General features: G+C 42.9%; 23 protein-coding genes, 1 tRNA gene and 1 other RNA gene. 17 read left to right on the forward strand and 8 right to left on the reverse strand.

The window, feature by feature from the left end; all coding sequences use genetic code 11:
• Nucleotides 1–19: 19 nt before the first annotated feature.
• From F602_RS0102580 to nrdG, 3 genes are read left to right on the forward strand one after another with little or no spacing between them, the layout of a single operon-like run.
• Nucleotides 20–955, forward strand: coding sequence for a Gfo/Idh/MocA family protein (locus tag F602_RS0102580; protein ID WP_018166399.1), 936 nt, complete (start codon nucleotides 20–22; stop codon nucleotides 953–955).
• A gap of 10 nt (nucleotides 956–965) precedes the next feature.
• A complete protein-coding gene (locus F602_RS0102585; protein WP_018166400.1) occupies nucleotides 966–1463 on the forward strand; it encodes a GNAT family N-acetyltransferase in 498 nt (165 codons plus the stop codon).
• Nucleotides 1464–1478: 15 nt separating this feature from the next.
• Nucleotides 1479–2093, forward strand: a complete 615-nt coding sequence (nrdG, locus tag F602_RS0102590) for an anaerobic ribonucleoside-triphosphate reductase activating protein (protein WP_018166401.1) — start codon at nucleotides 1479–1481, stop codon at nucleotides 2091–2093.
• Between the two features lie 163 nt (nucleotides 2094–2256).
• Here the strand turns inward: nrdG and F602_RS0102595 are convergent.
• From F602_RS0102595 to F602_RS0102600, 3 genes are all read right to left on the reverse strand, one after another.
• Nucleotides 2257–2329, reverse strand: a tRNA-Lys gene (locus F602_RS0102595).
• 5 nt (nucleotides 2330–2334) lie between these two features.
• Nucleotides 2335–2528, reverse strand: a non-coding RNA gene (gene ssrS, locus F602_RS10695) — 6S RNA.
• A 92-nt stretch (nucleotides 2529–2620) separates the two neighbouring features.
• Entirely contained in the window at nucleotides 2621–3901 is a 1281-nt protein-coding gene (locus F602_RS0102600) for a replication-associated recombination protein A (RefSeq protein WP_018166402.1), read from the reverse strand.
• 116 nt (nucleotides 3902–4017) lie between these two features.
• Between F602_RS0102600 and F602_RS0102605 the strand changes: the two genes are divergently transcribed.
• From F602_RS0102605 to dtd, 6 genes are all read left to right on the forward strand, one after another.
• Nucleotides 4018–4488, forward strand: coding sequence for a DUF3013 family protein (locus F602_RS0102605; protein ID WP_018166403.1), 471 nt, complete (start codon nucleotides 4018–4020; stop codon nucleotides 4486–4488).
• Between the two features lies 1 nt (nucleotide 4489).
• On the forward strand, nucleotides 4490–4876 hold the full coding sequence (locus tag F602_RS0102610; RefSeq protein WP_018166404.1) for a bleomycin resistance protein: 387 nt from the start codon (nucleotides 4490–4492) through the stop codon (nucleotides 4874–4876).
• A 184-nt stretch (nucleotides 4877–5060) separates the two neighbouring features.
• Nucleotides 5061–6014 carry a 50S ribosomal protein L11 methyltransferase gene (gene prmA, locus F602_RS0102615; protein ID WP_026183278.1) on the forward strand — a complete coding sequence of 318 codons (954 nt, stop codon included), beginning with the start codon at nucleotides 5061–5063 and terminating at the stop codon, nucleotides 6012–6014.
• Nucleotides 6015–6758 (forward strand): 16S rRNA (uracil(1498)-N(3))-methyltransferase, encoded by a 744-nt coding sequence (locus F602_RS0102620; protein ID WP_018166406.1) that lies wholly within the window; start codon nucleotides 6015–6017, stop codon nucleotides 6756–6758.
• A gap of 145 nt (nucleotides 6759–6903) precedes the next feature.
• Nucleotides 6904–9105 (forward strand): RelA/SpoT family protein, encoded by a 2202-nt coding sequence (locus F602_RS0102625; protein ID WP_018166407.1) that lies wholly within the window; start codon nucleotides 6904–6906, stop codon nucleotides 9103–9105.
• Between the two features lie 9 nt (nucleotides 9106–9114).
• Nucleotides 9115–9558: a D-aminoacyl-tRNA deacylase gene (dtd, locus tag F602_RS0102630; RefSeq protein WP_018166408.1), complete on the forward strand. Its 444-nt coding sequence runs from the start codon at nucleotides 9115–9117 to the stop codon at nucleotides 9556–9558.
• Nucleotides 9559–9673: 115 nt separating this feature from the next.
• Here the strand turns inward: dtd and F602_RS0102635 are convergent, their stop codons facing one another.
• Complete coding sequence (locus tag F602_RS0102635; RefSeq protein ID WP_018166409.1) at nucleotides 9674–10327, reverse strand: metal-dependent transcriptional regulator; 654 nt, start codon at nucleotides 10325–10327, stop codon at nucleotides 9674–9676.
• Between the two features lie 130 nt (nucleotides 10328–10457).
• Between F602_RS0102635 and F602_RS0102640 the strand changes: the two genes are divergently transcribed.
• From F602_RS0102640 to F602_RS0102660, 5 genes are read left to right on the forward strand one after another with little or no spacing between them, the layout of a single operon-like run.
• Nucleotides 10458–11390 carry a metal ABC transporter solute-binding protein, Zn/Mn family gene (locus F602_RS0102640; protein ID WP_018166410.1) on the forward strand — a complete coding sequence of 311 codons (933 nt, stop codon included), beginning with the start codon at nucleotides 10458–10460 and terminating at the stop codon, nucleotides 11388–11390.
• 19 nt (nucleotides 11391–11409) lie between these two features.
• Nucleotides 11410–12156 (forward strand): metal ABC transporter ATP-binding protein, encoded by a 747-nt coding sequence (locus F602_RS0102645; protein ID WP_018166411.1) that lies wholly within the window; start codon nucleotides 11410–11412, stop codon nucleotides 12154–12156.
• Nucleotides 12157–12168: 12 nt separating this feature from the next.
• Nucleotides 12169–13026 (forward strand): metal ABC transporter permease, encoded by an 858-nt coding sequence (locus F602_RS0102650; RefSeq protein WP_018166412.1) that lies wholly within the window; start codon nucleotides 12169–12171, stop codon nucleotides 13024–13026.
• Nucleotides 13019–13858 (forward strand): metal ABC transporter permease, encoded by an 840-nt coding sequence (locus tag F602_RS0102655; RefSeq protein ID WP_018166413.1) that lies wholly within the window; start codon nucleotides 13019–13021, stop codon nucleotides 13856–13858. Before F602_RS0102650 ends, F602_RS0102655 begins: the two co-directional genes overlap by 8 nt.
• A gap of 53 nt (nucleotides 13859–13911) precedes the next feature.
• A complete protein-coding gene (locus F602_RS0102660; protein WP_018166414.1) occupies nucleotides 13912–15807 on the forward strand; it encodes a M13 family metallopeptidase in 1896 nt (631 codons plus the stop codon).
• 50 nt (nucleotides 15808–15857) lie between these two features.
• Here F602_RS0102660 and F602_RS0102665 read toward each other — a convergent pair whose 3' ends face one another.
• The 4 genes from F602_RS0102665 to F602_RS0102680 form a co-directional block, all read right to left on the reverse strand.
• Nucleotides 15858–16544: a DUF4956 domain-containing protein gene (locus tag F602_RS0102665; protein ID WP_018166415.1), complete on the reverse strand. Its 687-nt coding sequence runs from the start codon at nucleotides 16542–16544 to the stop codon at nucleotides 15858–15860.
• Nucleotides 16537–17283 carry a polyphosphate polymerase domain-containing protein gene (locus tag F602_RS0102670; protein ID WP_018166416.1) on the reverse strand — a complete coding sequence of 249 codons (747 nt, stop codon included), beginning with the start codon at nucleotides 17281–17283 and terminating at the stop codon, nucleotides 16537–16539. The genes F602_RS0102665 and F602_RS0102670 overlap by 8 nt, the downstream gene beginning before the upstream one ends.
• 269 nt (nucleotides 17284–17552) lie before the next feature.
• Nucleotides 17553–18965, reverse strand: coding sequence for a M56 family metallopeptidase (locus tag F602_RS0102675; protein WP_018166417.1), 1413 nt, complete (start codon nucleotides 18963–18965; stop codon nucleotides 17553–17555).
• A 13-nt stretch (nucleotides 18966–18978) separates the two neighbouring features.
• Nucleotides 18979–19350, reverse strand: coding sequence for a BlaI/MecI/CopY family transcriptional regulator (locus F602_RS0102680; RefSeq protein ID WP_018166418.1), 372 nt, complete (start codon nucleotides 19348–19350; stop codon nucleotides 18979–18981).
• Nucleotides 19351–19692: 342 nt separating this feature from the next.
• On the opposite strand from F602_RS0102680, the gene leuS reads away from it, so the two are divergent.
• The 3 genes from leuS (at nucleotide 19693) to F602_RS0102695 (ending at nucleotide 23254) form a co-directional block, all read left to right on the forward strand.
• The gene (gene leuS, locus F602_RS0102685; RefSeq protein ID WP_018166419.1) at nucleotides 19693–22194 is read left to right on the forward strand and encodes a leucine--tRNA ligase; all 2502 of its coding nucleotides are present in this window, start codon (nucleotides 19693–19695) and stop codon (nucleotides 22192–22194) included.
• A 421-nt stretch (nucleotides 22195–22615) separates the two neighbouring features.
• Nucleotides 22616–22954 carry a hypothetical protein gene (locus tag F602_RS0102690; RefSeq protein WP_018166420.1) on the forward strand — a complete coding sequence of 113 codons (339 nt, stop codon included), beginning with the start codon at nucleotides 22616–22618 and terminating at the stop codon, nucleotides 22952–22954.
• Between the two features lie 105 nt (nucleotides 22955–23059).
• On the forward strand, nucleotides 23060–23254 hold the full coding sequence (locus F602_RS0102695) for a hypothetical protein (protein WP_018166421.1): 195 nt from the start codon (nucleotides 23060–23062) through the stop codon (nucleotides 23252–23254).
• Nucleotides 23255–23267: the final 13 nt, after the last annotated feature.

Consider the following 23267-nt stretch of genomic DNA (forward strand, 5'->3'; position numbering starts at 1 on the left):
GAAAGAAGGAAAAATGCTTATGCTGAATATTGGAATTGTCGGATTAGGTAGCATTTTTCAAAAGGCCTACTTGCCTTATTTACGGCAGTTATCTGGTATCAACTGGCATCTCTTTACACGAAATCAAGAAGTCTTGCATCGAGTAGCGGATTCGTTGCCTCATAGCCAGACCTATGCTTCTATCCTAGATTTAGTAGCAGCAGATTTGGATGGAGTCATGATTCATGCAGCTACTCAGGCTCATGTGAATATGGCTCAACGCTTTTTGGAGCATGGTATCCCTGTTTATATGGATAAGCCTCTTTCAGAAAACTACCAAGAAGCAGTTGCGCTCTATAACTTGGCAAAAGCCAAGGGGACACTACTCATGGCAGGCTTCAATCGGCGTTTTGCTCCAAAGGTTCAGGTCTTAAAGGCTAAGACTGATAAGCGGCGGATTTTTGTGGAGAAAAATGATGTTAATCGTTCAGGGGATTTGCAGTTTAAGCTTTTTGACTTTTTCATACACCCTCTGGACACGGCTCTATTTCTGCTAGATGAACAGCCTGTGACAGGTACTTTTTCCTATCACTTGGAAGACGGCCAACTCAGTCAGGTCAGTGTGACCCTACAGTCGGCGAGGGCTTCTGTGGTCGCAGCCATGAATTTGCAATCGGGCAGTCGACGGGAAATCATGGAGGTGCAGACGCCTCAGGCTACTTATCAGCTCAACAATTTAGATGAATTGAAAATCTATGAAGAAACAAGAGATACTCTGGAGGGTTTCGGTTCTTGGGATAGTACTCTTCATAAACGTGGATTCGAGAGTATGGTTGACGCCTATTTGGAGGCCATCAAAACAGGTCGCAATCCTGTCAGTCCGACATCCAGTCTCCTTAGTCATTGGATTTGTGAGCAGATAAATACGGCTGACCAAACAACAGGTACTTTAATCTTGACCTTACCTGAAATCTAAGGAGAAATCTATGGAACTACGCAGACCAACTGTATCAGATAAGGAAACTATATTGGCTATGATGGCTGAATTTGAGGAAAGACAATCGGCCCATGATGGTGGTTTTTGGGATAGGGAGAACTTTGACTATGTGAAATGGATGACAGCAAATCAGGATATGGAAATGGGGTTCAACTTGTCTGATGGCTGGGTGCCAGCAATTCAGTTCGTCAGTTTTGTTGGTGATGAAGCAGTGGGATTTTTGAACTTGCGTCTTCGCCTCAATGATTACCTTCTCAAGAAGGGTGGGCATATTGGCTACTCTATTCGCCCCAGTCAGCGTGGTAAAGGTTATGCGAAGGAGCAGTTACGACTGGGTTTGCAGGAGGCTATTTCAAAGAATATCACCAAAGTTTTGGTAACTTGTAGCCAGGAAAATCCAGCTAGTCGAGCTGTCATTTTGGCCAATGGTGGTCAATTGGAAGACATACGAGAGGGAATTGAGCGGTATTGGATCAAATGTACCTAAAGCAAGGAGGCTTGTATGAAAGAAAAATTGTGGAATACGCCTCAGCCGGGAGAGTGGAAATCTGAGGAGCTGAGTCAGGGGCGGATTATTGATTATAAGGCCTTTAACTTTGTCGATGGGGAAGGAGTTCGGAACTCTCTCTATGTGGCAGGTTGCATGTTTCATTGCCAGGGTTGCTACAATGTAGCTACTTGGAACTTTCGAGCTGGCATTCCCTATACTCAAGAACTCGAAGAGCAGATTATGGCGGATTTGGCCCAACCCTATGTTCAGGGTTTGACCTTGTTGGGTGGTGAGCCCTTTCTCAATACAGGGATTCTGATTCCTCTGGTTAAGCGCATCAAAAAAGAGCTCCCTGATAAGGATATCTGGTCCTGGACAGGTTATACGTGGGAAGAAATGATGAAGGAAACGCCTGATAAGCTGGAACTTTTGTCCATGGTGGATATTCTGGTGGATGGTCGCTATGACCGTACCAAGCGCAATCTCATGCTGCAATTTCGTGGTTCTTCTAACCAACGCATCATCGATGTTCAGAAATCTTTAGAAGCAGGCCAAGTCATCCTTTGGGATAAACTCAAGGATGGTCAGCAGGACTACGACCAAGTGAATCGGGATGATTTGATGTGATCAAAGAAAGAACTGAGACAGACAGTTTTCAGTTGAAAATATCTATAAAAGACAAATAAGCCCTGATGTTAGTCAAGGCTTTTTGAATATTCAAAATGGTCGGCAAGGAAAAAAGATACAAGAAAAAACCTTATAAATAAGGCTTTTTCCCGCATATCAACAATCCTCCCTGAAGGACTCGAACCTTCGACCCATGGATTAAGAGTCCACTGCTCTACCAACTGAGCTAAGGAAGGAAAAGAAAAATGCTGTATTGGTACCGGTGATTCAAGATTTGTATTGATCCCGCGCATATAAGCAGGTGGGTAACGCGTTCCTAACTTAGCTGCTTCCGTGTGAGACGGCCTGCATGCTGCCAGAAATCTCTTGTTTCCCGATAAATACAAAAAATAGTCGGTCAACACATAGGTATGAATTCGTATACCACAGCAGTTTTTTTATCTGTATTTATTGTATCACATTTTTTGAAAAATTCAAGAGGAAAAATAGATTTTGGAAAACGTTACCAAAACCTTGATACATCTAGCTTAGTCCCTCTTCTGGGTCTTAAGCTGCTTAATTTTTTCCAGGGTCAAGCCCAAAGCTCGCTCGTACTTGCCTGTTTCATTTGGAGAGAAGTAGCTAGCATTTTTGATTTTGTCGGGTAAATATTGTTGGTCTACCCATTTTTCAGGGTAGGCATGAGGGTATTTGTAATTTTCTGCATTGCCCAATTCTTTGCTGCCGGCATAATGACCATCACGTAAGTGTCTAGGGATGGGGAGATTACCAGATTTTCGTAAGTCTGCCAAGGCCTTGTCAATGGCTGTGATGGCGGAGTTGGACTTGGGCGAGAGGGCCAAATCAATTACCACGTTTGCGATAAGGATTCGAGCTTCTGGAAAACCAATTTTCTGGGCTGCATCTAGGGCAGTCACGGTATGCATCTGCGCTTCAGGGTTGGCTAGACCGATGTCTTCATAGGCAATAACCGTCAGACGTCTAGCTAGGCTTGGTAGATCTCCAGCTTCAATCAGTCGAGCTGCATAATGAAGGCTGGCATTGACATCAGAACCGCGAATGGATTTTTGTAGGGCGGATAGGACATCGTAGTGCCCATCTCCGTTTTTATCCATGGTGATGTAACTACGTTGTAGGCTATTTTCAACGGTATCCAGCGTAATATGGCGTAGGCCTTTGTTGTCAGGAGGAGTGGACATGACGGCTAGCTCTAGCGAGTTAAAAGCAGAACGTAGGTCACCGTTGGTAGCAGTGGTGATAAAGTCTAGAGCTTGGTCGTCCAATTTGATATCAACCTCAACACCCCGGTCCTTGTCATTTATAGCAAGGAGAATGGCTTCCTTGATATCTTCGTTGGAGAGGGGCTCTAGCTCAAAAATCTGGACTCGGGAACGGATGGCGGGGGTGACAGAGAAGAAGGGATTTTCTGTTGTTGCTCCAATCATGATGATATTGCCATTTTCAAGAAGAGGTAGGAGAAAGTCCTGCTTGGTCTTGTCCAAGCGGTGAATCTCATCCAGCATCAGGACGAGTCCGCCTGAAAATGAGGCCTCATCAGCAATCTCCTGAAGGCGTTTTTTAGAGTCTGTGGTAGCGTTAAAAGTCCGAAAGGCATACTGAGTCGTGCCTGCAATAGCCGAGGCAATCGAGGTTTTTCCGATACCGGGCGGACCGTAGAGAATCATGGAAGATAGCATATTGGCTTCGACCATGCGGCGAATGATTTTGCCCTCACCAACCAAGTGCTTTTGCCCGATGACTTGGTCGATGGTTTGTGGCCGCATCCGCAAGGCTAGATTATGTGGCATGATAGTTCTCCAAATCGTCAGAATCAAGGTATTCAAGCAAGGAAATTTGCTGAGAATAACTCAATTCAAGTATGTTATAATAATTGTATCACAAAACAAGATTGGAAGTAGAAATCATGGCGAAATTTGGCTTTTTAAGCGTATTGGAGGAAGAATTGGACAGGCATTTGGAGTATGACTTTGCCATGGACTGGGACAAGAAAAATCATGCGGTCGAGGTGACTTTTGTCCTAGAGGCACAAAATGCTGACCAGATAGAAACCATCGATCATCAGGGAGAGGTCTCAAATGAGGATATTGTTTTTGAAGATTATGTTCTCTTTTACAATCCCCAAAAAACACAGTTTGACTCAGAAGACTACTTGGTGACTATTCCCTACGAGCCTAAGAAGGGCTTGTCGCGCGAATTTTTAGCTTACTTTGCAGAGACACTGAATGACGTTGCAACTGACGGACTCAGTGACCTTATGGACTTCCTAGCGGATGAGACCGCAGTAGACTTTGGCCTGACTTGGGATACGGTAGCTTTTGAAAAAGGCAGGGCCGACTTGACAGAAACAGAGTTTTTTGGATATCCGAGGTATTAGGATGAAATACAATGATTTGATTCCAGAGTTTTTGGTAGCAAATATGGAGTGTTCCAAAAATTTTTATATAAATCTTCTTGGTTTTAAGTTGGAATATGAGCGACCAGAGGATAAGTTTCTTTTTCTATCCTTGGGAGGAGCACAACTCATGCTAGAAGAGGCAACCATAGAAGCAAAATCTGACCTTAGCCACCCTTTGGGAAAAGGAGCTAATTTCTCACTTCATGTCGATAATGTAGAGTATATCTATGCTCGCTGTCAGAAAACTAACTATCCCATCAAGCGTGATTTAGAAATTAGGACATTTCGTGTGGGTGATGCTTATGTTGTTGATAAGGAATTTGCCTTACTAGACCCTGATGGCTACTATTGGCGTATAGTGGGATGAGAAAAAAAGCAGATACCAGTTTTTAAAAGGATATGGCAGTTCTTTTGATCGATTTAAGTAAAAAGTATAGAAATAATTCTATTGAATAATTATTTATCCATAATAAAACCAGAAAGGAATGGAAGAAGGGACAATTTTTACAGGAATTTTCGGAAAGCCGAGATGTCCCATCCTATTTCATATTATGAACTCATGGCAAGAATTAACCATTCACGTGCATCGTGATGCAGAAGAAGCTGTCTCTAATCTGATGATTGAGACGGGTAGTCAGGGGGTGGCGATTAGCGACTCAGCTGACTATGTGGGGCAGGAGGACCGTTTTGGGGAACTCTACCCTGAGGTGGAGCAGTCGGAGATGATTGCCATTACGGCCTACTATCCAGACACTTTGAATATTGAGGAGGTCAAGGCGACTTTGGCAGCTCACTTGGCGGATTTGACAGACTTTGGTTTGGAAACAGGTCGGATTAGCCTAGAAAATCAGGAATTGGCTGAGGAAGATTGGGCGGACAACTGGAAGAAATACTATGAGCCAGCTCGTGTTACCCATGATTTAACCATTGTGCCTTCTTGGACGGACTATGAGGCGACACTCGGGGAAAAAATCATCAAGCTAGACCCAGGTATGGCCTTTGGTACGGGTACCCATCCGACGACCAAGATGAGCCTTTTTGCCTTGGAGCAGGTGCTACGTGGTGGAGAAACCGTTATTGATGTGGGGACGGGCAGCGGGGTGCTTTCTATCGCCAGCTCCCTTTTGGGTGCTAAGGAAATTTTCGCCTATGACTTGGACGATGTGGCGGTGCGCGTGGCTCAGGAAAACATCCAACTCAACCCTGGCATGGAAAATATCTATGTGGCAACTGGCGATTTACTCAAGGGTGTGACTATAGAAGCGGATGTCATTGTGGCCAATATTTTGGCGGACATTCTTATCCATCTTACGGAGGATGCCTATCGTCTGGTCAAGGACCAGGGTTATTTGATTATGTCTGGTATTATCTCTGAAAAGTGGGATATGGTCCGTGCGTCAGCTGAGGCTGCAGGCTTTTACCTAGAGACCCACATGATTCAGGGTGAGTGGAATGCCTGTGTTTTCAAGAAAACGGATGATATTTCAGGTGTCATAGGAGGATAAATGCAACAGTATTTTGTAAAAGGCAGAGCCGAGAAGTTTCTGACTATTACCGATAAGGACACAGCCAAGCACATGTTTTCGGTTATGCGCCTAGTTGATGGAGACGAGGTAGTCCTTGTTTTTGAGGACGGCATCAAACGCTTGGCACGGGTGGTATCCAGTAGCCAACACCAGTTAGAAATGGTTCAGGAATTAAAAGACGATGTGGAGTTGCCTGTACAAGTGACCATCGCTTCAGGCTTTCCCAAGGGAGATAAGCTAGAGTTTGTTGCTCAAAAAGCGACTGAGTTAGGGGCATCTGGCATCTGGGCCTATCCAGCAGATTGGTCCGTGGTCAAATGGGACGGTAAAAAACTGGCTAAAAAGGTTGAAAAACTTGAAAAAATCGCCCAAGGAGCGGCGGAGCAGTCCAAACGCAACCGGGTGCCTGAGGTTCAACTGTTTGAGAAAAAGACTGATTTTCTAGCTCAATTGGTCACTTTTGACAAGGTTTTTATCGCCTATGAAGAAAGTGCTAAGGCAGGGGAGTTGACAGCACTGGCGCGTGAGCTACAGATCGTGGAGGCTGGACAGAAGATTCTCTTTATCTTTGGTCCTGAGGGCGGTATTTCACCAAAGGAAATCGAGGCTTTTAAGCAGGCAGGCGGCATCTCAGTCGGCCTAGGTCCCAGAATCCTACGAACCGAAACTGCCCCGCTCTATGCCTTATCAGCGGTGAGCTATGCGGTGGAGATGAATATATAATTAGCACACAAGATTTGATTGGTATTTCCGTATATCTAGATGGAAAATACGGCTGGGGAAGGCTTCTGAGGGTCTCTCCCCTTTTTCTTTCTTTGAAAAAGTGTTAAAATGGTACTACAATTTGGTAGAAGGATTTAAACAGACTATGAAAGAAAAAAATTTGACAGGAGAGGAAGTCCTAGAACTGACGGCAACCTATATGCCTGAAGAGGATGTGGCCTTCGTACGCAAGGCATTGGACTATGCGGTGGATGCTCATAAGGAGCAGTTCCGCAAATCAGGAGAGCCTTACATTGTTCACCCTATTCAGGTGGCGGCTATCTTAGCGGGTCTCAAACTGGATGCAGTGACGGTGGCCTGCGGCTTTTTGCATGATGTGGTAGAGGACACGGATGTTACTCTAGATGACATGGAAGCTGAGTTTGGTCATGATGTTCGGATGATTGTTGATGGTGTTACTAAGTTGGGGAAGGTGGAATACAAATCCCACGAGGAGCAGCTAGCTGAAAACCATCGTAAAATGCTCATTGCCATGTCCAAGGATATGCGGGTGATTTTGGTCAAGTTAGCAGACCGTCTTCACAATATGCGAACCCTTAAGCACCTACGTAAGGACAAGCAGGAGAGGATTTCGCGCGAAACCATGGAAATCTACGCTCCTTTGGCCCACCGTTTGGGGATTTCCTCTGTCAAGTGGGAATTGGAAGATATGGCCTTTCGCTATCTCAATGAAGTCGAGTTTTACAAGATTACTCACCTGATGACGGAGAAGCGCAAGGAGCGGGAAAACTTGGTCAACGAGGTGGTGGAAAAGATTCGTGATTATGCGGCAGAGCGCAATCTAGTTGGTCAGGTATATGGCCGCCCCAAGCATATCTATTCTATCTACCGCAAGATGCATGATAAGAAAAAACGATTTGACCAACTTTATGATTTGATTGCTATTCGTTGTATCATGGATACGCCTAGTGATGTCTATGCTATGTTGGGTTATATCCATGAATTGTGGCGCCCTATGCCCGGTCGTTTTAAGGACTACATCGCCAATCCTAAGGCCAATGGCTACCAGTCCATCCATACCACGGTTTATGGACCAAAGGGACCGATTGAATTTCAGATTCGGACCAAGGAAATGCACCAGGTGGCTGAATACGGGGTTGCGGCTCACTGGGCTTATAAGCGTGGTGGCAATGCGACTGCCAGCCAAAAAGAGCTCAAGTGGATTAACAATCTCATCGAATTGCAGGTGGATTCAGGTGATGCTAAAACATTTGTGGATTCGGTTAAGGATGACATTTTTACTGAGCGGATCTATGTTTTCACCCCAGATGGTTCGGTGCGGGAATTACCCAAGGATTCGGTGCCTATTGATTTTGCTTATGAAATCCACACCAAGGTGGGGGAAAAGGCAACAGGTGCCAAGGTTAATGGTCGCATGGTGCCCTTGACGACTAAGTTAAAAACAGGGGATCAGGTTGAAATCATCACTAATGCCAATTCTTTTGGGCCTAGTCGAGACTGGATTAACCTAGTCAAGACTCACAAGGCTCGCAATAAAATCAAGCAATTTTTCAAAAATCAAGATAAGGAACTTTCTGTGGCCAAGGGCCGTGAGTTGGTACAAAATCTCCTCCAGGAAAACGGCTATGTGGCCAACCAATACTTTGACCGCAAGCACATGGATGAGGTTTTACAAAGAACGAGCTACAAGACAGATGAGGCTCTCTTTGCAGCAGTCGGTTTTGGAGAAATCTCTGCCATGTCTGTCTTCAACCGTTTGACTGAGAAAGAGCGGCGTGAAGCGGAGCGGGCTAAGGCTAAAGCCGTGGCCGATGAGTTAGTCAATGGTGGTGAAGTCAAACAAGAGAATAAGGATAGTTTGAAAATCCGCCATGAGGGTGGTGTCGTTATTGAGGGAGCTTCGGGTCTTCTGATTCGGATTGCCAAGTGCTGTAATCCAGTGCCAGGTGACGAAATTGTAGGTTACATTACCAAGGGTCGAGGGGTAGCTGTTCATCGAGTGGACTGTATGAATCTCAAGAGCCAAGAGAATGTTGAAGTGCGTCTCATTGATGTAGATTGGGAAGAAGACAATTCCTATAAAGAATACATGGCCAATATCGATATCTACGGGCTCAATCGTTCTGGCCTGCTTAATGATGTCTTGAAGGTCTTGGCTAACTCTAGTAAAAATATTTCTTCAGTTAATGCTCAGCCAACCAAGGATATGAAATTTGCAACCATTCACGTTTCCTTTGGTATTCCCAACCTCTCCTCTTTGACCAGTGTAGTGGATAAAATTAAGTCTGTACCAGAAGTCTATTCGGTCAAGCGGACCAATGGATAGGGGGGTAGCATGAAAATTGTCATACAACGTGTTAGCGAAGCCTCCGTCAGCATAGATGGGAAAATTATGGGCGCTATCCAGCAAGGTTTGTTATTGTTAGTTGGCATTTGCCCCGAGGATGGACAAGAGGATATCGACTATGCAGTAAGAAAAATCAGTCAGATGCGGATTTTTTCCGATAAAGAGGGCAAAATGAACTTATCCGTACAAGACATTGGGGGTCAGATCTTGTCCATTTCTCAATTTACGCTTTTTGCGGATACCAAAAAGGGAAACCGACCAGCTTTCACAGGTGCTGCCAAGCCAGATATGGCTGCTAGGCTCTATGAGCAATTTAATCGACAATTAGCAATACATCTGCCAGTTCAAACAGGTGAATTTGGAGCTGATATGAAGGTTTCACTTGTAAATGATGGGCCCGTGACCATTATCTTGGACACAAAAACTCCCTAAATCTGCTTTCCACAGCTACCTATAGCAGTGACAGCTCTTGTTTTAATCAATTAGTTCGTAAAAAAGACAGCATTCAATAGGAATGTCTGTCTTTTTGCTTGACTTGTTTTTAGCTCTATCCATTGATTTTTTCAACATAAAGATGTTGTGCAATAGAATGAGGAATGGTTAATTCTTTTTCAAGGAAAGAGATGGTAAAGGTTTGGGCAAATGGATCCACATCTAATAGTTCAATTGTTTCTTGAATAGCCAATTGGTGATTTTCTAAGTAGTGTAATAATTGGAAATAATCGTGTACACGAACGAGTCGGTAGGTTCCTAGCTCTTGGGTACTCGATAGGGTTTGAGTATACTTTTCAATTAGTAATTCACCCTCTTTTGGAATTGTTCCACCGTGTGGGCAAACTCTTGGATAATCTAAAAAACTCTCTAGTCGATTGATGAACAAATCAGAAACTGTGTGTTCGAGGACTTCAGCCTCTTCGTGGACTTCTTTTGGAGAATAGTTAAGATGATTGATGAGAAAGACCTCGATCAGCCTGTGCTTGCGATACAAACCTGCCACCATAGTTTGTCCTTTTTCACTGAGGAGATAGCCTGTCTTGCTATTCTTCTCGATTAGCTTTTCTGCTAGTAATTTTTTCATCATTTCAGATACTGCTGGAGCTGAAAATTGCATTTTCTCGGCAATCCTCTTGTTGGAAATTTTTTCTTCAGTTTCTCTGAGTTCATGAATACATTTCAAATAGTCTTCTTTATTAGGGGTCATGGCTTTCTCTCTTTCTATTCACTTTATTATACCAAAAATTTGAAAAAAGGTTGACAAAATAGATTGTTTAATATATATTAAAATCATAGTTAGGTAAACCTAATTTTTTAAAAAATATTCGGAGGTTTCTATGTTTAAGAAAATTGCCTTAGGATTATCTGTCATCCTAACCTTTGTTTTATTGGGAGCTTGTCAATCTCAGTCTCCAAAAGATGCCAACTCAACAGAAAAGCCAGTTGTTACTGTAACGACATCTTTTTTATACGATATGGTGTATCAGTTAGCTGGTGATGAAGTAGATCGTCAGCTACTCATTCCTGCAGGTGAAGATCCCCATCTTTACGTTGCTAAGTCCAGTGATTTGAAAAAATTGCAAGAGGCTGATTTGGTCTTGTATCACGGTCTCCACTTTGAAGGAAAAATGGTAGACGCCTTGGAAAAAACTGGTGTTGCAGTTTCCAAAGATTTCAAAGAGTCTGACATTGGAAAGATGGAAGAAGATGGCGAAATGGTTGTGGATCCACACTTCTGGTTTGACATTGCTTTATACAAATCAGCAGTTGAAGTAGCTTCAGCAGAATTGCAAGGCTTGTTGCCAGATAAGGCCGATACAATCAAGGAAAATACAAAGTCATACTTAGCGGAATTAGATGAATTGGATGCTTGGAATAAAGAGCAATTAGCAGTGATTCCAGAAAATAGTCGCTATTTGGTGACACCACACGATGCTTTCAATTATTTTGCACGTAGCTATGGCTTTACGCTTTACGCTCCTCAAGGGGTTAGTACAGATTCAGAAGTAGCCAATAGCGATATGATTGAGACAGTCAACCTGATTATTGAGCACAAGATCAAAGCTATCTTTACAGAATCAACTACTAATCCAGAGCGAATGGAGAAATTGCAAGAGGCAGTTGCTGCTAAAGGTGGTAAGGTCGAAGTGATTACTGGTCATGGCAAAGAATTGTTCTCTGACTCCCTTGCTCCAGAAGGAGAAGATGGAGAAACCTATATTGATATGTATAAACACAACACAGAGTTGATGGTGACATATCTCAAATAAATACGATAAAGGAAAACTCATGAAACCAGCTCTTAAACTCGAACATGTAGATTTATCTTATGGAACAGTGTCTGCTTTGGAAGATATCAGCCTGACCATTCCTCAACAGACACGTACAGCGATTGTCGGCCCAAACGGAGCAGGCAAGTCCAGTTTGATGAAAGCCGTTTTAGGCCTTGAAACAGTGACGAGCGGTCGGATTGAGTTGCTTGGTGAGAGTGGGAATATCGCCCAAATTGTTGAAAAAAAGGTGGCTTATATTCCCCAATCTAGCCGAGTGAATTGGAATTTCCCAGCAACGGTGTTTGAAATTGTACTGATGGGTCGCTATGCCCACATTAACAATATTTTAAAACGCCCAAGTCGTCTAGACAAGGAAATTGTAGATGCAGCACTTGAGAAGATGAACTTGCAAGAAGTGCGTAACAGACAAATTGACCAACTATCTGGAGGTCAACGTCAGCGGGTGTTCATTGCGCGCTCGTTAGCCCAAGAAGCTGAGTTGTATTTTATGGATGAGCCCTTGGCTGGAATTGATCAGTTAACAGAAACCATTATTATGGATACTTTGAAAGAATTTCAGGCCCAAGGTAAAACTTCTATTGTTATTCACCATGACTTATCAACTTTATCCACTTATTTTGACCACTTGGTCTGGCTCAATCGAGGCATCGTAGATGCGGGTCCACTTTCAGAAGTATTAACTGAAAACAACTACCAAAAGACCTATGGAGTACAAGCACAGACCTTTTTAATGGAAAAGTAGGAGGTTGTTGAGTTGGATGTACTAACTGAATATTCATTTTGGACGGTTGCTTTAGGGACAGCGATGTTGGCTCTGGCAACGAGCATGATCGGGACCATTAGTGTCTTGACACGGCAGAGTTTGATAGGGGATAGTTTGGGACACGCTTCGTATCCAGGAGTTATTTTTTCCTACATTCTCTTTCAGTCTCGAAATCCCTTGTTGCTCATGCTAGGAGCTATTTTGGCAGGTTACTGTTCTTATGGTTTAGTCCTGTTGCTACATAGGCAGAGCAAGCAGAGCTTGGTCAATATTTTGGCTCTTGTATCAGCATCCTTTTTTGGATTGGGGATGGTCTTAAAGCAATACATTCAAGGCAACGAGCAATACCATGGCTCAACTCAAGCTGGTTTACAGACCTACTTGTTTGGTCAAGCTGCCTTCATTCAAAAAGATGATGTGTTATTGATTAGCCTTGTTTCAGCAGTTTGTTTGTTTCTCTTTTTCCTTTGTTATCATTCCTTCAAGCTTTACTTATTTGACGAGGTATTTGCGGTTACGGTGGGTGTACCAGTACGTTTTTTGAGACAATTGACCATGTTTTTAATGATTTGTTTGATTGCAGTGGGTCTCAAAGTTGTCGGTGCTGTCTTGATGAGTAGTTTTTTGATTACTCCCGCAGTGTTAGGTTTGTTGTTGGGACGTTCTTATACTCGTACCCTTACACTTGCTAGTCTCGTTTCGGTCTTTTCTGCCTTTTTTGGAACATGGATTAGTTCTGTGATTTCTGGTATGTCAACAGGTCCAAGTATTATTGTCTTTATGACACTATTCACCCTTTTGGCTTTTGTACATGTCACCTATGTGAAAAAGGAGAATCACCGTGCTTGAAGTTCTGCTTATTTTGTTATTGGTTTCGGCCTCCTGTAGTCTAATTGGCTCCGTTCTTGTATTGAAAGATCAGGCGATGATTGCGGATGCGCTGTCTCACTCTGTCTTATTAGGAATTGTACTGGGTTTTTTTATCAGCCATAGCCTGGATTCTCCTTTGTTGATGGTGGGAGCAGCCTTGTTTGGGGTAGTGACTGTTTGGTTTATTGACTTTTTACACACTAGCAAAGTTGAACATGATGCAGCGACAGGAATCGTTTACTCTTTTCTCTTTTCGGTAGCGGTTATCTTGATTTCAGTATTTGCTCGCAATGTTCACCTTGATATAGATATGGTGCTGATGGGAGAGGTTTTGTTTGCTCCTTTACACAGACTGGACTTGTTTGGTCTATCTTTGCCTGTCTCTTTAGTCAAATCTGCTGTCATGCTCGTTATCAACCTGACCTTTTTCAGTCTGGTTTATCAACCCTTAAAACTTTACCTCTTTGATGAGACACAAGCTCGTTTATCAGGAGGGAGGGTCCGCTTTTTATCTTTTGCAACGCTATTGTTGGTCTCTATGACAACAGTCTTCTCATTTGATGCGATTGGGTCTATGACGGTTATCGTATTTCTAGTAGCACCGAGTATGGGAGCTCTTTTGTGGTCCCGTAGCTTCTGGCAATTTCTTTTGATTGCACAGATTATTGGTGCAATGAATGTCTTGATTGGCTATACACTGGCTTTGCATTTTGATTTGACCATGTCGGGAACGTGTGCCGTGATGAGCTTATTTAGCTATTGCATCCAATTAGTCATAAAAAAGGCCGGTAAAAAAAGGTCTAACAAGTGATATTGTTAGCCTTTTTTGTTAGTATAGAAGAAAATAGATGAAAGAGGTAAGATATGACACGTTATCAAGATGATTTTTATCTGGCAGTGAATGGGAAGTGGGCCGAAACTGCGGTGATTCCAGATGATAAACCCCGCACGGGTGGATTTACGGATTTAGCAGATGAGATTGAAAAACTAATGTTAGACACGACAGATAAATGGTTAGAGGGCAAAGAATTACCGGATGATCCGATTTTACAAAATTTTGTGAAATTCCATCGTCTAGTAGCTGACTTTGAAAAGAGAGAAAAAGTTGGCACAGAGCCTATCCAAGGATTATTGGCAGAATACCGTTCCTTGGGTTCTTTCAAGGAATTTGCGGATAAGATGGCTAGCTATGAACTAGCTGGTAAACCCAATGCCCTATCTTTTGGTGTAGCACCTGATTTTATGGATGCCCAGCTAAATGTTCTTTGGGCAGATGCACCATCCACTATTCTACCTGATACGACCTACTATGCTCCAGAGCATGAGAAAGGCAAAGAGCTATTGGCAATCTGGCGGAAATCACAGGATGCCTTGTTAACGGCCTTGGGCTTGCCTAAGGATGAGGTGGCAGATATACTAGATAAGATGATTGCACTTGATGCAAAAGTCGCTCAATTTGTCTTGTCTCGTGAGGAGGGGTCTGAGTATGCGAAATTGTACCATCCGTATGAATGGAAGGAGTTTACTCAGTTAGCACCGGAATTGCCACTTGACAAGATTTTTACAGAAATCTTGGGGCAGGTTCCTGAGCAAGTCATCGTTCCAGAAGAACGCTTCTGGACAGATTTTGCTGCAGAATATTATAGCGAAGAAAATTGGCCATTCTTAAAAGCCGTTCTCTTGTATGGAGCAGCGACTTCCTATACTGCTTATCTAACAGATGACATTCGCATCTTATCAGGTGCCTATAGCCGTGCTTTGTCAGGGACTCCTCAAGCTCAGGATAAGAAAAAAGCAGCCTACTATTTGGCAGAGGGACCTTACAATCAAGCTTTGGGTCTGTGGTATGCAGGCAAAAAGTTCCCAGCTGCAGCTAAGGCCGATGTGGAAGCCAAGGTCAAATCTATGATTGAAGTTTACAAGTCTCGCTTGGAAAATGTGGATTGGTTAGCACCTGAGACTCGTGAAAAAGCTATCACCAAACTCAATGTTATCACTCCACATATCGGCTATCCGGAAAGATTACCAGAGACATACGCCAAGAAAATCATTGATGAGAACCTTTCACTGATTGAGAATGTACAGAATCTGGCGAAGATTTCGATTGCCCATAGCTGGAGCAAGTGGAACCAACCGGTGGATACGACAGAGTGGGGAATGCCGGCTCATATGGTTAACGCTTATTACAATCCACAGCAAAACAAGATTGTTTTCCCCGCAGCGATCTTACAGGCGCCATTTTACTCTTTAGAACAGTCTTCTTCTGCTAATTATGGAGGTATCGGAGCAGTCATCGCCCATGAGATTTCCCATGCTTTTGATACCAATGGTGCTTCCTTTGATGAGCATGGAAGTCTCAAAAACTGGTGGACAGAAGAGGATTATGCAGCCTTCACAGAGCGGACTGATAAGGTCGTTGCACAGTTTGATGGTTTAGATTCTTATGGTGCCAAAATCAATGGTAAGTTAACGGTTTCTGAAAATGTCGCTGACCTTGGAGGTGTGGCCTGTGCTCTGGAAGCTGCCAAGCAGGAGGCCAACTTCTCTGCCCGTGAATTCTTTATCAATTTTGCGCGAATCTGGCGGATGAAAGCGCGTGAAGAATTTATGCAGATGTTGGCAACAGTTGATGTCCATGCGCCTGGTGAGTTGCGGACCAATGTCACCTTGACAAACTTCCCAGAATTTCATGAGGAATTTGAGATTAAGGAGACGGATCCGATGTGGCGGGCACCAGAGGAGCGTGTTATTATTTGGTAAACTTCATATAAAAAAACCGTATTCCCTGAATAAGGGAACACGGTTTTTGGCTAAAGAACTTTTTTCTTTGTGGCTGCTCGACTGATGGATACTTCAATATCACTTTTATAGTCAAGTAGTCGGTCAATAAAATTCTTGTCTGAAATTTCAGCTTTAAGATTCACGACATAAATCAGTTCAAGAGCTTTTTTCTTACTCAAGGTCTTGAGAGAAGAAAACTCAACTTGGGTGCAGGTATTGCTGAAGATGCCCTCCAGAAGATATTCATAATCTAAGCTATCCGGAACTGTAATGATAACCTGTCGTCTAGTCTGACTAGCCTTTGTGAAATCAGTGTTTTCGTAGATAATCAGCATGGCTGAAAGAAGGAAAGTGAAGGCTGTCGCAAGTAGCAAGAGTCCCATTCCTGTTGCAATTCCAATGGCTGTAGCGATAAAGATGGACAAAATCTCTTTAGCACCACCTGCTGCTGAGCGAAAGCGAATCAAACTAAACGTTCCTGCCACAGCCACGCTGGTCCCTACATTACCATTGACCAAGAAAATGATAATGGCAATCAAACTAGGCAGAAGACAAATGGTAATGACGAATTCTTTCGTATAGAGAGTCTTGTATTTGTACACTGCTGCGAGAAGAATTCCCAAGAGAAGGCTGACTCCAATTGAGAGGATTAGCATTCCTGGGTTGATGGTGGACTTGCTGTCCAAAAAAACACTGTCAAATATCTGGTTAAGCAAAAGATACCTCCTGAAGAATTCCTTTCTTAGCTGCCTGAGACTTGAGATAGGCATTGCCATATTTAGAGAAAGACTGGTTGACTAGTTGATGCTTATCTAGAATAGCCGTTAGCCAGTCAGGGCAAGTACCAGGAACCTTAATTTCCATAATAACGTAGTCTTTATCAACAAGAGGGTGACCGTATTTTCCTGCTCCTACTGTAACGGCTTCGTCACGGTAGATGAGGTTGTGGTCGATGGTGACACGGACTTGCGGGTCATCAATTCCCTTCATGGAAAAGCGATCGTAGTAGATGTACATCATGGGGAAAATACCGCTATGGCGTAGACGCAGTTTATCCAATTGTTCAGAGAGGGCATCGTCTGAAATTTCCGGTGAGCGAATGCCATATTGCACATAGTCAAGGATTGTTTCAGCAGAGGCAGTTACGCGGAATTTGTGCCCAACTCCCTGTGCATCCTTTTGTTTAATCTCTAGGAAAGCTTGGCTATCTAGACTGGGCTGGCTATTGTAGAAGCGCATACGGATTTTTTTGCGGTCATTCTTGTGAGCGATGGCATCTTGGATCATCCGAAAATTAGAACTATCAAAGTAAATGTTGGTGATAGTTGATGTTGGATAATCATCAGGGATGAGGTGCATCTTTAAATCTTCTTCGAGCTTTGCTAGGACATCTTTGTGAACCAAGTATTTGGTTTCAATACGTTTAAATTTGGTTTGTAGGTCTTTTGTCTTCATTTGTTTTCTCACTTTCTACATTTGTAGTTTATCGCTTAGAAAATGAAACCAGAAAATCTTCTCTGGTCTGTAATTTTCTACAATTGTCGTTTATGTGTATATTCTACAATTGTCTTTTGGAATTGTCAAGAAATTTATAGAAAAAATAGCTAAGAAGTCTTTAGATTTCAGCGACTAGTGCTCCTATTCGAACGTATTTTTGTGGCATAAATCAAAACACCAGCACTTTAATCTAGTCCTGGTGTTTTCCATTTTCACAGAGAAGAATATTAATCCTGTAAGTCATCACTAGTATCGTCATCGCTATCGTCATCGCCATCTTCATCTTCTGTAGCTGGTATAGGATTTGCTGCAGGCTGTGGAACTGGTGTAGCTACGGGTACAGGTTCGGCTTGGGCTGCAGGTGTGGTCTCTGATGCTGGGCTTGTAGGAGGCGCTTGAGTTTCCTGTTCGTCTGAACTTGCTTGCTTGCTTTTGATGCTTGAACGCTCAAGTCCAATGACAGATCCGTCAGTAAGTCTAACTTGGCTAACAAAGGTTTCAGTATCTGTTTGGAATGCTATCTGATAGTAGTCTTTATCCTTTACTAGCTTGATTTGTTTCACTTGACTAGGGTTTAGACCAGCCGCAGCCAATGCTTTATCAGTTGCAGTTTCAGGGGTCAATGTCGTATGACTTTCTTGCCCAGTGGGCTGTTTAGCTGATTGAGTAGTTGAGGCAAAGATAGAGCCGGATAAGAGCAGAGAGATAGGAATCAGAACAAGAAGACCTGTTGATAGCAAACGCTTTGGTAGTTGATGATTCATAATCATTGTGATTCTTCTTTTCAGGCTGAACTTGTTTGAATAGAAGCAGGTTGTCAAGGCGATTGGTTGCTTTTGTTTTTTGTCAATCATAGTGATAATCGTCTCACCGTAAAAAGCGCGATAATGGGCATCTCTCTTTTGTAGCACATCATAATCACAATAAATTTCGCCAGCTTCTTGGATTTCTTTATAAGCAAGGCGGACAATGGGATTGAACCAATGGAGACTGGTGACTAAAATCCCCAAAAGGTTGACATAGATGTCTCGATGAAGGTAATGAGTCAGTTCATGCTCAAAAATCAATTCCAATTCTTCATCGGTATAATCTGTTTCTGGGAGAAGAACCTTTACATGCCTAAAACCTGTCATCATGGGGCTGTGTCCTGCTGGATAGTGAATCAGCTTCAGGTCTTTTTTAATACCAAGGCGTTCTTTGATGTCAAAGAAGTGCTCTAGGATATGGAGATCCTGAATGTCTGTGCCCCAACGCTTAACAAGTTTCCTAAATTGATAGTAGGAAAGAGCATGTTTTCCTAGATACACTAGAATCCCGATCAACCACATTGTAGCCAAGATTGTCCACCAAGGAAGCCCCAAAATGTTTGACAACAGATCAGGCTTGGATTGGGCAGCGGTGGCTACTGTTTCTTGAAGAGGCTGGCTTGTTGTTGCTGTTATGTGAAAGAGCTGAATCAACCCATCACCAAAAGTTGGTCGAAAGGGCACTAAAAGTCCAACAAAGAGAAGTACCCACGTCCAATACTGAACCTTTGGAGATATTTTGGTTTTCAGTAGGTTAAAGATGAGGCTGAGCAGGAGAATGAGGATGGATGTTATCAGGCTGATGCTTAAAACGGTCGTGATGAATCCTTGCATAGTAAACTCCTATCTATTTTTGATTGAGTAGGCTACGGATGTCTGCTATATCTTGCTCAGATAAATGTTGCTGAGCAAAGAGGGTTTTTGCTAGGTTTCCCAAAGAGTTTCCCTTGTAACGATTCAAAAAATCAGATGTCTCGACGGCCAAGTACTCTTCTTCTGAAATTAGGGCAGTGTAGTGACGTTCGCGTCCCTTACGGGTACTTTCAAGGAAACCTTTCTCTGTTAGTCGAGCCAAAATAGTTAGTAGAGTCTGAGGTTTCCAGTGGTTCTCTTCCCCCAACTGTTCGATAATTTGCGCAGATGTTACGGGATTGGGTAGGTGCCAGATAATTTTGAGGACATTGAACTCGGAGTCTGGAAGGCGTTTAATAGTGGACATATAGATATCCTTTCTAATACTAGTCTTGTTTATATTCTACAATTGTCAAACGAAAATAGCAAGTATCTTTATCAAAAATCTGAAAAGAAGACTAATCCGATTCTTTTTAAGATGAGAGAGATTGTTGTTCGGTCTAGCTGTATTTGCCTATCTTGCTACAATCTACGATACTTTGAATTCTTAGTTGCACTAAAAATAAATGAAACAACTGCATAGAGAACGGTCAATCAAACGACAGTAGAGCAAGCAATTTGATACAGATGAAAGGATACTGGCTAAACTTGAAAACTGACCAAATCATGCTATAATATAATGAAACCAGATAATCTCAAGGAGATAAGTATGACATTCTACAATCACAAAGAAATCGAGCCCAAATGGCAGAAATATTGGGCTGACAATCACACCTTTAAAACAGGAACGGATGCCTCAAAACCTAAGTTCTATGCCCTGGATATGTTCCCTTATCCATCTGGTGCGGGTCTGCACGTAGGCCATCCAGAAGGTTATACTGCGACTGATATTCTCAGCCGGTTTAAGCGAGCTCAAGGTTATAATGTTCTTCATCCTATGGGGTGGGATGCTTTTGGTCTGCCAGCGGAGCAGTATGCAATGGATACAGGCAATGATCCAGCGGATTTTACAGCAGAAAACATTGCTAATTTCAAACGCCAAATCAATGCTCTTGGATTCTCCTATGATTGGGATAGAGAAGTCAATACGACAGATCCGAACTACTACAAGTGGACCCAGTGGATTTTTACCAAATTGTATGAAAAAGGTCTAGCTTATGAGGCCGAAGTACCGGTCAACTGGGTAGAAGAATTGGGAACTGCCATCGCCAACGAAGAGGTCCTTCCTGATGGCACCTCAGAACGTGGTGGCTATCCAGTTGTTCGCAAACCTATGCGCCAGTGGATGCTGAAAATCACCGCCTATGCAGAGCGCCTGCTCAACGATTTGGAAGAAGTTGATTGGCCAGAATCTATCAAGGATATGCAGCGCAACTGGATTGGCAAGTCAATCGGTGCCCATGTCACCTTCAAGATTAAGGACACTGACAAGGACTTTACCGTCTTTACGACTCGTCCAGATACCCTTTTTGGGGCGACTTATGCCGTGCTTGCACCTGAGCATGATTTGGTGGCTAGTATCACTTCGGCTGAGCAAGCAGAAGCGGTAGCAGAGTATAAACGCCAAGCCTCTCTTAAGTCGGATTTAGCGCGTACCGACCTTGCTAAAGATAAGACAGGTGTTTGGACAGGTGCTTATGCCATCAACCCTGTCAATGGCAAAGAGATGCCGATATGGATTGCGGACTATGTCCTTGCAAGCTATGGTACCGGTGCCATCATGGCTGTTCCTGCTCACGATGAGCGAGACTGGGAATTTGCCAAGCAATTTAATTTGGAGATTCTTCCTGTTCTGGAAGGAGGCGATGTGACAGAAGCAGCTTTTACAGAAGATGGTCCCCATATCAACTCAGACTTCCTAGATGGCCTCAACAAGGAAGATGCCATCTCTAAGATGATAACTTGGTTGGAAGAAAAAGGCTTGGGTGAGGAGAAAATCAGCTATCGCCTGCGCGACTGGCTCTTTAGTCGCCAGCGTTATTGGGGTGAGCCGATTCCAATCATCCATTGGGAGGATGGCACCTCGACGGCTGTGCCTGAAAGTGACTTACCATTAGTCTTGCCAGTCACAAAGGATATCCGTCCTTCGGGTACTGGTGAGTCACCGCTCGCCAATCTTACCGACTGGCTAGAAGTTACCCGTGAAGATGGTGTCAAGGGCCGCCGTGAGACTAATACTATGCCCCAGTGGGCTGGTTCTAGCTGGTACTACCTACGTTACATTGATCCACATAATACAGAAAAACTCGCTGACGAAGACCTATTGAAACAGTGGCTACCAGTTGACATCTATGTTGGCGGTGCCGAGCATGCTGTTCTTCACCTCCTCTATGCGCGCTTCTGGCATAAGTTCCTCTATGATATCGGAGTGGTACCAACCAAGGAGCCTTTCCAAAAACTCTTTAACCAAGGTATGATTTTGGGGACCAGCTACCGTGATGGTCGTGGTGCTTTAGTAGCGACGGATAAGGTAGAAAAACGCGATGGCTCCTTCTTCCATATAGAAACTGGTGAGGAATTGGAACAAGCACCAGCCAAAATGTCCAAATCTCTTAAAAATGTGGTGAATCCAGATGATGTCATTGACCAATATGGAGCGGACACTCTACGTGTTTATGAAATGTTCATGGGACCGCTTGATGCTTCCATCGCCTGGTCTGAAGAAGGTTTAGAGGGTTCACGTAAATTCCTCGACCGTGTGTACCGTTTGATCTCAAGCAAGGAATTGACCCCAGAAAACAATGGCAACTTGGATAAGGTCTACAATGAAACTGTCAAGGCAGTGACAGAGCAGATTGAAGCTATGAAGTTCAACACAGCTATTGCTCAACTCATGATTTTTATCAATAGTGCCAATAAGGGAGAAAAACTGTATGTTGAATATGCCAAGGGCTTTATTCAGCTTCTCGCTCCATTTGCACCCCACTTGGGTGAAGAACTTTGGCAAAAAGTCACTGCTAGAACAGAGTCCATCTCCTATGTGGCTTGGCCAAGTTGGGATGAGAGCAAGCTAGTGGAATCAGAAGTCGAAATCGTTGTCCAAATCAAGGGCAAGGTCAAGGCAAAACTTATGGTACCAAAAGATGCTAGCCGAGAAGAACTCGAAACCATTGCCATGGCCAATGAAAAAATCCAGACTGAAATAGCTGGAAAGGACATTGTCAAGGTAATTAGTGTACCAAATAAATTGGTGAACATTGTGATCAAGTAATTTAAAGCAAGGATTGTCCTTGCTTTTTTTGTATTAGAAAGTTGATTTTTTTAAAAATTTTTAGACCTTTTCTTCCTATTTATATGAGTCTTTTGCTTATATATAGCGATTAAATATTTTTGTAAAATCTCTTGAATTTCCCACCGGAACTGCTATAATATTTATAATATAAGTAAAAGGCGATTGTACAGATATGATTTTCAAAATGTTAATAGGGTCATCCTTAATAGTAGGGTTAGTGTATATTCTTATCTCGATAAGAAAGAGTTTTATCATGCCTCATGTGATGGCTGTCAAGTTGAAAGAACTGACTGAGATATGTTATCTATTAGAGCCGAGACGGCTAATGGACACTACTCGTCAATCAGTGTATTAAAGAGATTTTTTCTGTCAAATGAAGTTAACAAAAAAGGAGTTTATCATGTTATTTGTGTTAGGTATATTACTTGTCTTAGTTATTTGGATTGCAGGTATTCAGTTTTATATCTTTATGAGCAAGAAATTGTACGCCCCACGTACTGTTGATGCGAGAGGGCGCAAGGCTGTTAACTATTTCATTCGCTTTAAAGAGGGTGTGGCTGTACCTGATTTAAGGCGTGAACCTTCCTTTAAAGAAATTGGAAGTATCAAATTTGAAAAAGTAGATGGTTATTGTATTGCATCAACCCTTTCGGATGCTAAGTTGAAAGAGTTTTTTGAGACAACTTATCAGCTCAAGCCTGATCAGTATACTATCAGTACAGGCCAATTCTTTATGTAAGTAGCTTTATTGTCTGTCAAATAGAGTTGATACTAAGAGATAGTTCATAGAATTTCTATTATTATATATTTTCCGTTTTTATAAATGGTTAATTTTTTTCTATGAATGGTAAAACTAGTCCGTCATTTCAGTGGTGCAGATTTGCTCAAAGAAGGAGAGAGGCTGGCCTATGATTCTGTCTTTACCTTCAAGGATAAGGCTGACCTTGATTTTTTCCAAGAGGATCCAGCCTTGGGTCAATTTTTTCACATCCCTATCATCTATAAGGGATGGTCATCGTTGTATCTCCTTCGAGCATAAACTTCCCATACTG

The sequence above is a fragment of the Streptococcus minor DSM 17118 genome, from assembly GCF_000377005.1.
GTDB lineage: Bacteria > Bacillota > Bacilli > Lactobacillales > Streptococcaceae > Streptococcus > Streptococcus minor.

Coding starts and splice junctions, on each gene's coding strand:
- F602_RS0102585 (WP_018166400.1), top strand. CDS start 966: ATGGAACTACGCAGACCAACTGTATCAGATAAGGAAACTATATTGGCT.
- F602_RS0102690 (WP_018166420.1), top strand. CDS start 22,616: ATGTTATTTGTGTTAGGTATATTACTTGTCTTAGTTATTTGGATTGCA.
- dtd (WP_018166408.1), top strand. CDS start 9,115: ATGAAAATTGTCATACAACGTGTTAGCGAAGCCTCCGTCAGCATAGAT.
- F602_RS0102680 (WP_018166418.1), bottom strand. CDS start 19,350: ATGTCCACTATTAAACGCCTTCCAGACTCCGAGTTCAATGTCCTCAAA.
- F602_RS0102695 (WP_018166421.1), top strand. CDS start 23,060: ATGGTAAAACTAGTCCGTCATTTCAGTGGTGCAGATTTGCTCAAAGAA.
- F602_RS0102600 (WP_018166402.1), bottom strand. CDS start 3,901: ATGCCACATAATCTAGCCTTGCGGATGCGGCCACAAACCATCGACCAA.
- F602_RS0102620 (WP_018166406.1), top strand. CDS start 6,015: ATGCAACAGTATTTTGTAAAAGGCAGAGCCGAGAAGTTTCTGACTATT.
- F602_RS0102635 (WP_018166409.1), bottom strand. CDS start 10,327: ATGACCCCTAATAAAGAAGACTATTTGAAATGTATTCATGAACTCAGA.
- F602_RS0102625 (WP_018166407.1), top strand. CDS start 6,904: ATGAAAGAAAAAAATTTGACAGGAGAGGAAGTCCTAGAACTGACGGCA.
- F602_RS0102580 (WP_018166399.1), top strand. CDS start 20: ATGCTGAATATTGGAATTGTCGGATTAGGTAGCATTTTTCAAAAGGCC.
- F602_RS0102660 (WP_018166414.1), top strand. CDS start 13,912: ATGACACGTTATCAAGATGATTTTTATCTGGCAGTGAATGGGAAGTGG.
- prmA (WP_026183278.1), top strand. CDS start 5,061: ATGAACTCATGGCAAGAATTAACCATTCACGTGCATCGTGATGCAGAA.
- nrdG (WP_018166401.1), top strand. CDS start 1,479: ATGAAAGAAAAATTGTGGAATACGCCTCAGCCGGGAGAGTGGAAATCT.
- leuS (WP_018166419.1), top strand. CDS start 19,693: ATGACATTCTACAATCACAAAGAAATCGAGCCCAAATGGCAGAAATAT.
- F602_RS0102670 (WP_018166416.1), bottom strand. CDS start 17,283: ATGAAGACAAAAGACCTACAAACCAAATTTAAACGTATTGAAACCAAA.
- F602_RS0102610 (WP_018166404.1), top strand. CDS start 4,490: ATGAAATACAATGATTTGATTCCAGAGTTTTTGGTAGCAAATATGGAG.
- F602_RS0102645 (WP_018166411.1), top strand. CDS start 11,410: ATGAAACCAGCTCTTAAACTCGAACATGTAGATTTATCTTATGGAACA.
- F602_RS0102605 (WP_018166403.1), top strand. CDS start 4,018: ATGGCGAAATTTGGCTTTTTAAGCGTATTGGAGGAAGAATTGGACAGG.
- F602_RS0102640 (WP_018166410.1), top strand. CDS start 10,458: ATGTTTAAGAAAATTGCCTTAGGATTATCTGTCATCCTAACCTTTGTT.
- F602_RS0102675 (WP_018166417.1), bottom strand. CDS start 18,965: ATGCAAGGATTCATCACGACCGTTTTAAGCATCAGCCTGATAACATCC.